A 13618-nucleotide genomic window follows, 5' to 3' on the forward strand; every position below is an offset into this window, starting at 1 on the left:
AAATTATTTTACCCACTGTTGCTACTGTGCCAACTAGTCATGAAAAATGCTGTAATAGACCTAGCGACAACCATCATTGCGTATAAATTTACTCATCTGACTCGGCAGGAGGTGGAAGAGATGCTTGGATTTACAGCTAGTGAGTTGAAAAACAGTCGTTTCTATCAAGAGGTAAAAGCAGAGGGACTGCAAGAAGGACGACAAGAAGGGCGGCAACAAGGGCGACAAGAAGGGCGGCAACAAGGAGAGCAACTTTTGGTTTTGCGGCTATTATCTCAACGTTTTGGCGCACTTCCCCCAGGCCTAGAGGCTGAGATTAAATCCTTATCCTTGGATCGCTTAGAGGAATTAGCTCTGGGGATTTTCGAGTTTAACACGGTGAAAGATGTTGAGGCCTGGTTACACCGTCACTGAGTTTTGAGGCTGATTATTGACTCTAACAGCTTGAGTTTTTGATCAGGCTAAAATAACTAATCCTGTAACTTAATCCCGATGACTTGAGTATGTTGTCCCCTGGCCTGGGTTACACCTATCGTGCGTTGGGAGGCCTCAATCATCGGGCGGCGCAAACTGACGACAATAAATTGGGCCGTTAAGCTCTGCTGTTTAATCATGTTTGAGAGGCGTTCGACATTGGCTCCATCTAGAAACATATCTACTTCATCAAAGGCATAAAAGGGCGAGGGGCGATAGCGTTGCAGGGCAAAGATAAAACTGAGGGCGGTTAAGGATTTTTCTCCTCCAGACATAGATGCCAGCCTTTGGACGGGTTTCCCTTTGGGATGGGCAACTAAATTCAGGCCACCAGCAAACGGGTCTTGGGCGTTTTCTAACTGTAGATAACCATCTCCATCCGAGAGCGTGGCGAAAATGGCCTGGAAGTTAGTATTAACGGCATCAAATGCTTCTTGGAAAGCCTGGTGGCGGAGGGTGGTAAAGTTTTCAATTCGTAGGAGGACTTCGGTGCGTTCAGAATCTAAAACGGCTAATTTTTGACTCAGTTCATCCAGCCGGGTCTGGGTATGTTCGTATTCCTCAATCGCCCGCATATTGACTGGCTCCATCGCCCGTAAGCGTTTTTCCAGGTTTAAAATTTGCTCTTGCAGTTGGGGCAGGGTTAAATCGGCCGGGATTTCAGGTAGTTCCGGGGGCAAGTTAGGCGGAGTTTGTTCGGTGAGAGTCTTGAGTTCAGCAGCTTTTTGGGCCTGGGTTTCGCTGAGATTTTGTAGTTGCCATTGAGTGGTTTGTTGTTGCGTCTGGGCCTGGCGGAGTTGATATTCCTGTTGATCTCGCTGTTGTTTAATTTCCCCCATCTGGGTTTCCAGGCCCCGAATCTGTTGTTCTAAATCACTCACTTGAGCCAAACCTCGACTAATTTCAGTTTCAAACTGGGTCGCTTGGTGCAGGGCCTGGGTTTGTTGTTGTTGGAGGGTGGCAATGCGGGCTTGATGCTGTTGAATTTGGGTTTCTTGGCGTTGATAGTGATAAATTAAATCCTGCTTTTGCCGCTCCAGGCCCCGTAAGGTTGCATCTAGAGTTTGCCAGGCCCGTTCTTTTTGTTGGACTTGGTCTTGCAGAGTTTGCCATTCATTGTGGGTTTGGGATTCTTCCAGCTTTGCTAAAGTTTCTCGGAGTTGGGTTAAACGACCTTCTTGTTGCGGTAAATCGGTCGTAAGTTGTTGATATTTGGCTAAGGTGGCGGTAAGTTCGGTTTGATTTTGACTCAGTTGAGTTTGAATCTGCTGTTGTTGCCGGGTCAGGGCCTGGGCGGAGGTTTTCAGTTGATTTTGTTGTTGATCTAAATCTCGCAGTTGTTCCCGTTTTTCCGTTAGGTCTTGGGTTGCTTGTTGTAATTTTACCTGTTGACTACTGAGATCTGTTTCAAGGCGACTGAGAAGGCGATCTATTTCGGCTAGACGATGCCGTAACTCCCGGACTTCATTGGATTCCTGGGCCTCACTCTTGCCAAAATGCAAGCTGGACTGTTGCCGACTGCCCCCGGACATGGCCCCACTGGTTTCTAAGAGTTCGCCATCCAAGGTGACAATTCGATGTTGGCCAATATATCTACGGGCGGAACTTAAATCCTCAAACACCAAGGTCTGACCAAACACATAGGCGAAAATTGGTAAGAGGCGGCGTTCAAACTCAATTAGATTCAAAGCATAATCCACCAGGCCAGGTAAGTTCAAATTGGGTAGATTCCGTGGGGATTGCATTTTAGTCAGGGGTAAAAAAGTCGCCCGCCCGCCCCGTTCCCGTTTGAGAATTTCAATCCCCGCCGCGGCCACCGCATCATCTTCAACGACAATTTGCCCTAACCGTCCCCCGGCCGCAATTTCTAAAGCCAGTTGATAGGCCGTTTCCACCCGACCCAGTTGTGCTACCGTCCCAATAACTCCGGGGAGTTGTGCTTGCAGAATTAAGCGGGTGGCCTGGGTACCTTGGGTTTCTTGGATCGCCAGTTGTTGGGCTTCGAGTTTGTCCAGTTGTCGTTGCTTTTCCCGTTGTTCCCGTTGCAGTCGCTCCCGAGTTTGTTGATTCAGTTGCAGTTGTTCTTGAGTTTGGGCAATCTGTTGGGCCAGGCGTTGAATTTCTGTTTGTTCCGGGGCAAGTAGGGTTTCGGCGGTGGCCATTTCATCTTGGACAATCGCCAACTCTGATTCAATTTCTGCTAAGGCCTGGGTTTGTTCGGAAATTTGCCGTTCCAGTTGGCTCTGGCGTTCTTGGAGGCGGGATTGTTCGAGGCGTTGGGGTTCTAGGATTGTTGCCAGTTGATTAATTTCGGTGCGAAGTTGGGTGTGCTCTTGCATCCAGGCCTGGGCGGCGGCATTCAAATCTTTGGCTTGGTTCCGACTGGCTTCTAATTCTTGCAAGGCAATTTGACAAGCTTTCTGTTGGGGTTGAATTTGTTCGGCTTCTAACTGTTTTTGCTGTTTTTTCAGCGTTTCTAATTGCGTTTGTTCCGTTTGTAAGTTAATTTGTAAATTGCGTAATTCCTCGGCCTGATGGAGTTGGGTTTGCTTGAGTTCCGTTTGCTGCCGTGACAGTTGCCGTTGTTCTGCTTGTTTTTGGGCCAGTTGGGTTTGGAGTTTAATTAATTCATCTTCCCCGAGAGCTTTAACTTGGCGATTTAGGGTTTCTAGGTTTTTTGTATCCGTATTAATTTGAGTTGTTAATTGGGTTAATTGGCTTTGTAACTGGGCCTGGGATTTTTCCCCCACTTGAATTTGGGTTTGCAATTGTTTGATTTGTTGTTGAACCGTCTGCCAGGCCAGGACCCGACTCCATTCCTGCTTGGTTTCTAACTCCTGGCGGAGGACTTTATATTTTTCTGCTTGCACCCGATCCCGTTGTAATCTATCCCGCTGTTGAATTAACTCCTGCTCCACAATCCGAAACCGTTCTTCCCGTTCTTTAACGGTGTCTAACTTCTCGCGGGCCTGGTTAATTTTCCGGTCAAAATCGGCCACTCCCGCCAACTCATCAATGATTTCTCGCCGCTGCTTACTATTCATCGAAATAATACCCGTCACATCCCCTTGGAGCACCACGTTATAGCCCTGAGGATAAATCCGTAATTGTTGGAGTTGGTTGTGGAGTTCGTTCAGGGTACAGGCCTGGTCATTGAGTAAATAGGTCGAGGTATAGGTTCCCTGTTTTGTAACGCGTAATTTTCGGGTGACTTGCCATTCCAGAATTTGCGGGGATTCAGTGGGTTCTGTGGGTTGTACCGGACTATCTGCGGTCGAGAGCGTGGCCTGGGGGATTTCGTGGGGTTCGAGGGCAAAGGTAACAACAACTCGGGTTTCTACAACACTATGGCCGCGCCGGGTTTGACTGTGATTCACCAGATCCGGCAACCGTTCAGCCCGCATTCCCTTAGATCCAGACAGGCCGAGGGCAAACAACAGGGCATCTAATAAATTTGACTTTCCCGAACCATTGGGGCCAGAAACCACCGTAAAACCAGGCAGTAAAGGGATTGCCGTTGTCCCCCCAAAGGATTTGAAATTAGTCAGTTCCAGTTGCTTGACGTACACGGCTATCTATGGGTTCTCAACTCAGATTATGGATACTCTAGCATTGACATCCCCAGCCTTAGACCGCGACCACAAAATCCACTGTCATAGGGGAGAAAAACCTCAATTCAATATCTCAACCCAAGTGCCCCTAAAGGTATATCACCACAGCTCACTTGCCCATCACTGACCGTTGGGGATTACCCCCAGGCCTGGAGCTGCACCCCTGTTGATTGGGTATGGAAGCCCCTAAATCACCGTATTGTCAGGGATTACCGCATTTTTAAGAACTACTACGATTCCACTGCGAATATAAAACCCCACTTCTTCTCGATTGGACTCTTCAACCCGGTCTTTATTGATAATTTTCACATTCCGGCCAATACAGGCGTTTTTATCCACAATGGCTCGCCGGATAATACTATTGGCCCCAATCCCAATTGGCACTTTATTTTGGTCATAGCTGACGTTTCGCTCTGATAGGGGTTGATAAAAGTCCGATCCCATAATCAAGGCATGGTCAATCACACAACCGGACTCCACCCGCGAGCGTACCCCTAAAACCGAGTGATGCACCTGACATTCTTTGAGGATGCAGCCCTCACTGATGATGGATTCAGTAATGTTGCAGGAGAGGAGTTTCGAGGGGGGTAAATAACGAGGCCGAGTGTAGATCGGGGCGTTTTCGTCATAGAAACTAAACGGGGGCTGGGGCTGGCGAGTCAGGGCCAAATTAGCATCATAGAAGGATTCAATGGTTCCAATATCTTCCCAGTAACCATCAAAGAGATAGGTTTGCACATTCCGATGCCGGGCCGCTGCTGGAATAATTTCTTTGCCAAAGTCTGTAGCATCGGGCATTTCTTTGAGGACATCAACTAAGACCTGCCGATTAAAGACATAGATCCCCATGGAGGCCATATAGGGCTTGCGTTGGGCCACATCCGGGCTTAAGCCAAACCGGGTCGTATCCACCGCCATGGACTTTAGGACATCCCCCTTGGGTTTTTCGGTAAAATCAACCACCTGCCCAGATTCCTTAACCTTAATTAAGCCAAACCCTTGGGCCGCCTGCTCATCCACAGGTAAAACGGAAAGAGTAATATCCGCATTGGTATCAATATGGCGTTGGACAAACTGACGATAATCCATCCGATACAGATGATCCCCTGAGAGAATCAAATATTGATCCACATCCCAATCTGAGAGGAGCCACAGGTATTGGCGGACAGCATCTGCTGTGCCTTGGAACCAATTCGGATTTTCCGGAGTTTGTTGGGCCGCTAAAACTTCAACAAAACCACCCGTAAGACTGGGAAACGTATAGGTGCGGGCGATATGGCGATTTAAGGAGGCGGAATTAAACTGAGTTAGGACATAGATGCTCGTCAATTCAGAATTGATGCAATTACTGACTGGAATATCAATGAGGCGATATTTGCCGGCTAAGGGCACTGCTGGTTTGGCCCGCCGTTTTGTCAGGGGGTATAAGCGTGTCCCTGCGCCACCACCGAGAATAATCGCCAAGACTCTCTTCATTGCAGTCTCCCGTGATTTGTGTCGAGCCGATTAATGGTTTTGATTAATTCAGCCCACGTCCAGTTTAAGCTGGCCTAGGCCCCGCGCTCTAGTCTATTCACAACCCCATCCCGGATCATCTTGCTCCTGCCTCACCCGAAGTGGTTGACTTGATGGGTTTGATGGATATTGGCTCGAGTATGGATAATTTCAGGCTTCAGATTCAATAGCTGTTCTCATAGTTTTAAGCCGTAAGGGATATGCTCTGCCAATGATTTTATAAATTACTTTAGCTATGGGCGAGGCTTCCATCCAACTAAAGCCGATAAGCGTCGATAAATAAAGATTCTCATTAAGACTGACCGATAAGCTACCTCCAAAGTTAACCACAAATGCCATTGGCTTCGATAAGAGAGGATTGGATATTTACAGATACCACCGGGGTTAAATCCCCTGTCAAAGGTGTTTCATCTGCCAGCCTCAGAACTGGTATGGACAGTCAGATGTCAGCTTTTATTTATAGTATTACGCAGACTGTTCTGAGAGAGTAGAAATGCCAAAAACACTGCTCATAAAGCATTTTCTGACTTATACCCATCTCACCCTAAATGAGTAACGCTATAGTTGTCAGTGTTTGAAGCTTCATTCAGACATGGGACGATCACCAGTGAAAGTATTTTTTAAGTGAATAACTCAGGCCGGCCAGCTTGGGTCTTTTTGAGGCACAGTCAAACCAGAGGATGTTGATCACACCACTACCGACCAATGTCACCAGGCCAACAATGAACCTTATCTGTTTGATGATTGGCTATGAGTCTCGGCGATTCAGGGGATTTAAGATTTCTCCCAGGCCCTCGCCAAGTAAGGATAAACCCATCACTAACAGGGTCACGGCCAGGCCTGGAAATAAGGTTGTCCACCAAATGCCGACCGATAATCCATCCAAAGCCTGGCGTAAATCTTGCCCCCATTCTGGCACTTGCGGCGGTAAACCTAGTCCGAGAAATCCCAGGCCTGCCAGAGTTAAAATCGCATCGGCGGCATTGAGGGTAAACAACACCGGAATACTGGGCAACACATTCAGAAATAAATAACGACTCAGGATGCGGCTGGTGGTGGCTCCCATGGCCTGGGCGGCTTCAATAAAAACTTCAGTTTTGAGGCTAATAGTTTGGTTCCGCACGACCCGATAATACTGCGGAATATAGGCGACACTTAAGGCTACGGCTGCATTGACGACTCCTTTACCGACCACAAAGGCCACTGTCACGGCTAATAACAGGCCAGGGAGGGTATAAATCGTATCCATGACAAACAACAATGCCGTATCGAGTCGTCCGCCCAAATAGCCACCCACCAGGCCCAAAGGAACCCCAATTAGCAAACTAAACAGGGTGGCCACAACCACAACTTGCAAGGCAACTTGAGTGCCAAACAGCGTTCGAGAAAAAACATCATACCCCTGGCGATTTGTCCCCCACCAATGCTCACTCGAAGGTGGTTGATGGACGGGGAAATCTAAAAATTCTTGGGGGTTCGCCATCCATCCCCAGGCCTGGAACAGGGGCGCAAACAGAGCAATGAGGATATATAAAACCGTAATGACCAGGCCCAGCCGCAATAAAACCTGACTTAAATTCCAAGATTGATGTAATTTCAAAACCTAGGCCTTTTGCGCGTCGGATGTAACTGATAAATGCTTAACAAATAGTACACGATGCTCCCCTTCCCCGTCATAGTCCACATGATAAGGCACGCCATCTTCCTGAGTTTCACTGGGTTCAGTCACAAATCCCATGCGCAAATGGTAGGCAATTGAGCTTTTATTAACTGGGGCAGTAACACACTTGACGCGAAGACGACCATAGGCTTGAGCCGTCTCAAAAAACTGTCTATACAAAGCACTGCCAATACCCTTTTTTCTATAGTCTGGATGAATCCCGACGAAATGAATGTACGCCTCTTCTGAATAAGACTGTGATAAAAATCCAATGAGAAAACCGATGATTTCAGAGTCTAATTCAGCGATAAAACTTGTTTCACAAAAGTGAGTCAAAAAAAGCCTGGGCAGCATATCAGTCATGGGCCGCCCTCCCCACCATAAATCAAGGACACCAATGATCAAGCTATAGTCATTGGGGCTAGCCTGACGAATTCTGATGGAGTTCCCTTTCATTAATAAGACGTTTCAGTACTGTTTGATTGTTAGGTTTTCTCATTGGCAGTCACAGTGATCACTACATTTCCTTTCTTATGTCCTTGTTCAACATATCTATGAGCCGCAGCAGTCTGTTCCAATGGATAAGTTCGATCAATGACTGATTTGAGTTTTCCGGTTTCAATTAACTCCTTGAGAAAGATCAGGTTTTCTTGAGACTCGATAGCCATCCCCCCCACTACTTTTTTGCTGCTGGTGAGTGAAGTCCAGAGTCCGCGCAGAAGAGAGATGGGATCAAAATGCACCGCCCTGAGATAAATTCCGTTGGGTTTAAGGGAACTGAGAGAGCCAGAAAATGGACTTTTCCCCACCGTATCAAAGACAATATCGTAGGTATTTTTGCTTTGAGTAAAGTCTTCTTTCGTATAGTCAATCACTTGATCCGCACCTAGGGATTTAACTAATTCTAGATTTGCGGTACTACAGACTCCGGTCACGTTTGCCCCAAAGGCTTTCCCAAGCTGCACGGCCGCTGTCCCCAAAGCTCCCGAAGCCCCATAGATCAAAATCTTTTGCCCACTCTGGATATTTCCCTTATCTCTCAAGAAAATCAAGGAAGCGGTGGCTCCAAACGGAATTGAGGCGGCTTCGGCATCGGTCATGTTGTTCGGTTTGAGCGCAATCGCATCTGTTTCATTCATACAGAGATATTCAGCATTTGCCCCAAAAGTTGTTCCAGCACCCGCAAAAACCCGATCACCCTTTTTAAATTGCGTCACCTTTTGTCCAATCGCGGCAATCTCCCCAGCCAGATCTGACCCCAAGATCACAGTATTTTTGGGTTTTCTCAAGCCATAGAAAAAACGAACAGGGAACGGATCAGCCTTGCGGATGCGCACGTCAGCAGATGTTACGGTTGTGGCAGATATTTTGATCAAGACTTGATTTTCCCCAGGCCGAGGCGTTTCTATTTCCTTGAGCTGCATGACATCTGGTGTTCCGTATTCTGTGCAGACAATTGCTTTCATCAATCCTCCTTAAGGATCGCCTGAGTGTTGGTTGTTTTTTAAATCTAGTGAATTATAAGAATCCAACATGGCTTTAACCACCTGAGCTGCCTTTGTATCTAAGCAATTCCAATCCACTTCTCCATGATCGTCAAATAAACTCCGATCCACCGCAACTTCCCCCAGTTGAAAATCTTGAATGGTTAAGCGATCTAAAACTGGGGTATAGGATTCAAAACAAATTTGATAACACAGTTCCCACAGATTAATCGCAATCGGGCGCGTATCCGGAGTTGCCTCTTTGGGCGTGAGATAAAGCCAATAGAGAATTTGCGGTTCAGTCTCGGTATTCTCTGAATTGTCTGGGAGATTATCCGGCCACACTTCCACGGTTTCATAGCTGCTTTTCCAGGCCGACTCGGTTAATTGTTGCCGCAGTTGATCCACCAAACGAATCAGGGCCGGTTGCACCAGTTGGGCTGCTAAATACCAGGGATGGTCGGTAATAGAGTCCGCCGCCGTCATAAATGCCATCCAAAGCTAGTCCTAACAGATTACACCAGGCCTGGGGATGATTGAGCTTTAATAAAGTAAAGCGACCTAATGACTTTTAATAGAGTTTTCTGCATCCTGATTGGTCATTCTCTGGTGAAAAGCTCAAACAATAATGAACAAACTCATTCTTCTGGATGTCTGGCCAATGGGGCGGGCTGTTTAGTTGCAGTGCTAATTTTCCCGTTTTCATTTATGCCTGCTGCCTGGTTAGCCTTTGCTATGGGGCCAATGGGTTGTGCCTTGCCCAATAATTGCTCCCAAGGAGAAAAATTTCTTAAAGGGGTTGTTTCACTCGTTATTTTTGTTGGGGGCGGTTTTGGTGTGCCACTGGCAACTGGAGCTTTAGCTAATCGGGGCATAAGAACTATCCAAATGAATAATGCCGTGAATCGTGCAAAGCCCAGTGAAGACAACATATCCAAAAATCAATAACTTATGCCTGATAGGAAAATTGCCATGAGCATGATTCAAGTCCAAATTCCTGACTTATTACAGAAATGGTTGTCTGCGCTGGCCAAGCAAGATGGGATTACGATTGATCAGTTTATTGTTACGGCAATTGCGGGGAAATTATCGGCGTTGATGACCGAAAATTATCTTAAGGAACGGGCTAAACGCGGGAATCGAGAAAAGTACGGGGCAGTATTGGCCAAAGTCCCAGATGCTCAACCCACAGCCCAGGATAGATCACCAACATCTTAAGGTTTGGGTTTCCAGGTTTCCCCATAAAACGGAATGACAGTTTGCCAATCGGGGCGCTCTCCCGCAACATATCGGGCCTGGGCAAGGGCAGCAATTCCTTGGGTAACGGCAAGACTATTCGGTAGAGGAACCCGCTTGGGCTTCAGGGGAGATTGGCTGAGTAATTCCTCCCAGGCCCCGGTCGTGATTAACATATCTTCTTGCACGGTTTTGATCTCTGAACGGTTGGGATCAACCTGAAAAATTGCGCCATAAACATGATCCCGTTGGGCCGGAAAATCAATGGCTAAGGTTAATGGTTCGGTCAAGCTTTGTCCAATACTCCAGGCCCCGGCCGCTAGGGTAGAAATCCCGAATAAAGGTAACTGCAACTGTTGGGCTAAGGTTCTCGCCGTGACAACTCCTAAGCGCGTCCCCGTAAAACTACCCGGCCCCCGACAAACTGCGATAAAGTCTAGCTCCCCCCAGGCCTGGTTAGGAAAAAACTCTGCTAAACAGGAATGCAAATACACAGCCATCTCCCGGCCCAAGTCCCAACTTTGCCACTGCGGCCCCCCTTGAGTGCCAATCAGTCCCAAACCCAACTCCGGCCCGGCCGTAGATAAAATTAAGCCCTGTCCAGTTTTATTCATCAAAATTGTCAGCTTAAAACGCCGCTTTCCCAGGCCCTGCGATTCTAACTTCCATCTTCTCAGAGCTTAACAACTCCCGGATCGGCCGAGGGACAAGCTGCCTCAGATCAATATCACTTTACCTATTTATAGCTAGACAACAAGAACTCAGAAGATGGTTTCCAGTCAAAGCTTCACAGACTTCTAGAGACTGAGGATAATCTGTGTCATGCCATAGACCACAATTCAAGATTTAATAGATTTCTGGCCATCAACCGGGGAAACAACAGTTGTATGATTGGGAAAAATCACCTTAGTGAATCTTGCGGAGACTGACATGGCTACTAAAACGACCAAAACCGCTAAACCGACCTATACATTTCGCGCCAGTTGGGCAGTGTTGTTATTGATTATTAACTTTGTTGTGGCTGGCTACTATTTTGGGGTGATCAAATAATTCTCCTGACTCCCAAGATGTCTCCAGGCCAAGCAGCAGTTTTTACCCCCAAATCCATTGCTACGACACATGAAGAATAGGGGATTGGCCGGCCTGGGGATATCTAGGGCCACAGGTCTAGGGAAGGCAGTCTGATCAAAAAGTAAATCCTTGAGCACCGATCAGAGCCAGCTAATCACCTGTTTGTCAGGTATCAGTCATTATTAATCAGGTGAATTTACAGCAGGGATTTGGCCGGGTCACTTGCCCACATATAGGTTCTCTTAGCTGGGGCCTGGAAAGAGGGCTTCATCTCCAGTCGGTCTCGTCTGTTCTTGGCCGTACATTTGCTCAAACCTGTTAGCCCCCCCTCAACTATCCCCCAAGGAAGACCCTCTGCATCCCCTTAGCGGCAACGAGATTTAGCCCCCCAGGAATAGACAAAGGTTTCTATACTGGCCATGTGCATAGGATGATTTTGGATTTTGAAGCTAGCTAAACCCCATTACTCTCTCTAAACGTCTTCTGGAGGCCGTTCCATGCCCGATCCCCAGTACCCGCCCCTCCCCTCGCCCCCGCCCCGAATGCCCGCCCCACCCCCTCCTGCCCGGCCGCCAATGCCAGCAATGCCCAATCAAACCTTACCCTTACCCGCCCCACCCCCACGGATGCCCGCTGCTGCCACTCCCCAGGCCAGAGTCCAAGGCCCAGGCGCAATCCCAGCCAATGCGGCCCGGCGGATCAATGGCCCCACGATGGAGCAACTGGTGCGGGAAGCCTATGAAAATGGCTATTCAGATGTGCATTTGGGGGTCGGCGAGTCACCACGGTTTCGGGAGCGGGGCCGGATGATCACCACCAATCACCCCGTTACGGATAAGGAGATATTTAACTACTGGCTGAACGAGATTCTCACCCCGCCGCAAATTGAGCAGTTTTGGAGTCGCCTGGAATACGATGGGGCTTACCAATATGAAGGCATGGCTCGGGTGCGGATTAATGTTTTCATTGCCCTGAAAGGCCCGGCGATGGTTTTACGACTGATTCCTCTGAAAATTTTGACCATGGAACAGTTGGGGTTGCCGACGGTTTTCCAAGATCTCTGCCACTATCACAAGGGCTTGATTTTAGTCACGGGGCCGACGGGGTCTGGGAAATCCACAACGTTGGCAGCCATGGTGGACTACATCAACTCGGAAATGCCGAAGCATATTATCTCCATTGAAGACCCGATTGAGTTTGTCCACCAAAGTAAACGCTCTTTGATTCGTCAGCGGGAAGTGGGGATTCATACCCTGGAGTTTGACAATGCCCTCAAGGCCTCGTTACGGGAAGACCCCGATATTATCCTGATTGGGGAAATGCGGGATCGGGAAACGGTGAATACGGCCCTCAAGGCTGCCCAAACGGGTCACTTGGTTTTTGGCACATTGCACACCAACAGCGCCGTGAAAACCATTGAACGGATTCTTAACCTTTACAAACCTGAAGAACAGGGGCCAATGCGGATGCAGGTTGCCGAATCTTTGGTGGGGGTGATTGCTCAAGGCCTGGTGCGAACGACCGATGGAAAGCGGGCGGCGATCCATGAAATTATGATCAACACCGATGCCATCAAGGACTATATTCTGCGGGGAGACGTAGAAGAAATTGAGGCGATTATTCCCCAGTGCGCCTATGACGGGATGTGTACCTTTAATATGTGTCTTTACGATCTCTATGAAGCGGGTCGAATTGATGAGGAAACAGCCCTAGAAAATTCCCCGAAACCCAACGAAATGTCCCAAATTCTGCGGGGTCGAATCTGATCGATGGGGGGGGGGCACCAACAAACACAATCCTGGTTATTCAAGGGCGTTGCGCTATTCACCCCAGCCTTTGATCTGGTCTATGGCCTGGATGTGAGTAAGCAGGGGCGTTGGCATCACCATCTCTGCTCAGTGCTCCAAGGGCGACTAGATTTACCGGAGCCACCCCTGTTTCTCTGTCCAGCCTATACAGCTACGGTTGATTTCTGGGTGGATTTACCGACTCAACAATTATCCGTCGTTGCTGAGGCGCATCCCCTGGTTTGGTCCCAGCGATTCCTCTTGGATGTGTTGTTTGAGCATCCAGCGATGATCCAACTGCCATGGCAGCAGTTAACCAGTTCTAGCCTCAGTCATGATCTGCGTTCGATTGAGAGCTATCGGCCCCGCTTTCCACAGCTTTGGCAGCATCATAATTTAGTCCATGGCCTGGAGTCCCCTACCCCTACGGTGAGTTCACCACCAATCTTGGTTGAGAATCCCGTCAGTTATACGTTGCGTCTCTATGTATCTGGCCATTCTCTCGCTACGGCCCAAACCCTGAAAACACTCCACGGCCTCTTGCCCCAGTGTCTGGCGGCTCCCTACACCTTAAAAATTGTCGATGTGACTCGCCAACCTGAGCTAGCAGAACGGGATCAAGTCACCGCAACCCCAACCCTAGTTCGTGTCTCGCCGCCCCCTTTACGCCGCTTAGTTGGCAAGTTAGATGACTTAGCGACATTGCAATGGTTACTTGAGGATCCGCCCCCGCTCTATTAACAGTTATAGGGTTACGCAGACTGTGCTGAGAGTGTAGAA

The 13618-nt window shown here is 48.3% G+C and carries 13 protein-coding genes; 6 read left to right on the forward strand and 7 right to left on the reverse strand.

Annotation, left to right across the window (positions count from 1 at the left end):
• Positions 1 to 414: DUF4351 domain-containing protein (locus tag RIF25_RS15205; protein WP_322879372.1), on the forward strand; the 414-nt coding region annotated here is incomplete at its 5' end.
• Positions 415 to 470: 56 nt separating this feature from the next.
• Here RIF25_RS15205 and smc read toward each other — a convergent pair.
• The 6 genes from smc to RIF25_RS15235 form a co-directional block, all read right to left on the reverse strand.
• On the reverse strand, positions 471 to 4043 hold the full coding sequence (gene smc, locus RIF25_RS15210) for a chromosome segregation protein SMC (RefSeq protein ID WP_322879373.1): 3573 nt from the start codon (positions 4041 to 4043) through the stop codon (positions 471 to 473).
• A 228-nt stretch (positions 4044 to 4271) separates the two neighbouring features.
• Positions 4272 to 5561: a glucose-1-phosphate adenylyltransferase gene (locus RIF25_RS15215; protein ID WP_322879374.1), complete on the reverse strand. Its 1290-nt coding sequence runs from the start codon at positions 5559 to 5561 to the stop codon at positions 4272 to 4274.
• A gap of 787 nt (positions 5562 to 6348) precedes the next feature.
• Positions 6349 to 7200: an ABC transporter permease gene (locus RIF25_RS15220; protein ID WP_322879375.1), complete on the reverse strand. Its 852-nt coding sequence runs from the start codon at positions 7198 to 7200 to the stop codon at positions 6349 to 6351.
• A gap of 3 nt (positions 7201 to 7203) precedes the next feature.
• Positions 7204 to 7701, reverse strand: a complete 498-nt coding sequence (locus RIF25_RS15225) for a GNAT family N-acetyltransferase (protein WP_407682454.1) — start codon at positions 7699 to 7701, stop codon at positions 7204 to 7206.
• Positions 7702 to 7745: 44 nt separating this feature from the next.
• Complete coding sequence (locus tag RIF25_RS15230) at positions 7746 to 8726, reverse strand: NAD(P)-dependent alcohol dehydrogenase (protein ID WP_322879377.1); 981 nt, start codon at positions 8724 to 8726, stop codon at positions 7746 to 7748.
• 9 nt (positions 8727 to 8735) lie between these two features.
• A complete protein-coding gene (locus RIF25_RS15235; RefSeq protein WP_322879378.1) occupies positions 8736 to 9239 on the reverse strand; it encodes a hypothetical protein in 504 nt (167 codons plus the stop codon).
• Positions 9240 to 9308: 69 nt separating this feature from the next.
• Here RIF25_RS15235 and RIF25_RS15240 point away from each other — a divergent pair, with 69 nt between their 5' ends.
• Together RIF25_RS15240 and RIF25_RS15245 are read left to right on the forward strand one after the other, a co-directional pair.
• Positions 9309 to 9692: a hypothetical protein gene (locus RIF25_RS15240; protein ID WP_322879379.1), complete on the forward strand. Its 384-nt coding sequence runs from the start codon at positions 9309 to 9311 to the stop codon at positions 9690 to 9692.
• A 24-nt stretch (positions 9693 to 9716) separates the two neighbouring features.
• Complete coding sequence (locus RIF25_RS15245) at positions 9717 to 9962, forward strand: hypothetical protein (protein ID WP_322879380.1); 246 nt, start codon at positions 9717 to 9719, stop codon at positions 9960 to 9962.
• On the opposite strand, the gene tsaB is transcribed toward RIF25_RS15245, so the two are convergent.
• Entirely contained in the window at positions 9959 to 10594 is a 636-nt protein-coding gene (tsaB, locus tag RIF25_RS15250; protein WP_322879381.1) for a tRNA (adenosine(37)-N6)-threonylcarbamoyltransferase complex dimerization subunit type 1 TsaB, read from the reverse strand. The two genes, RIF25_RS15245 and tsaB, sit on opposite strands and share 4 nt — an antisense overlap.
• A gap of 316 nt (positions 10595 to 10910) precedes the next feature.
• Here tsaB and psaX point away from each other — a divergent pair, with 316 nt between their 5' ends.
• From psaX to RIF25_RS15265, 3 genes are all read left to right on the forward strand, one after another.
• Positions 10911 to 11030 carry a photosystem I protein PsaX gene (psaX, locus tag RIF25_RS15255; protein ID WP_015125712.1) on the forward strand — a complete coding sequence of 40 codons (120 nt, stop codon included), beginning with the start codon at positions 10911 to 10913 and terminating at the stop codon, positions 11028 to 11030.
• A gap of 518 nt (positions 11031 to 11548) precedes the next feature.
• Positions 11549 to 12817: a type IV pilus twitching motility protein PilT gene (locus RIF25_RS15260; protein WP_322879382.1), complete on the forward strand. Its 1269-nt coding sequence runs from the start codon at positions 11549 to 11551 to the stop codon at positions 12815 to 12817.
• 3 nt (positions 12818 to 12820) lie between these two features.
• Positions 12821 to 13579 (forward strand): circadian clock KaiB family protein, encoded by a 759-nt coding sequence (locus RIF25_RS15265; protein ID WP_322879383.1) that lies wholly within the window; start codon positions 12821 to 12823, stop codon positions 13577 to 13579.
• Positions 13580 to 13618 lie beyond the last annotated feature (39 nt).

It is taken from the genome of Pseudocalidococcus azoricus BACA0444 (genome assembly GCF_031729055.1).
Taxonomy (GTDB): Bacteria; Cyanobacteriota; Cyanobacteriia; order Thermosynechococcales; family Thermosynechococcaceae; genus Pseudocalidococcus; species Pseudocalidococcus azoricus.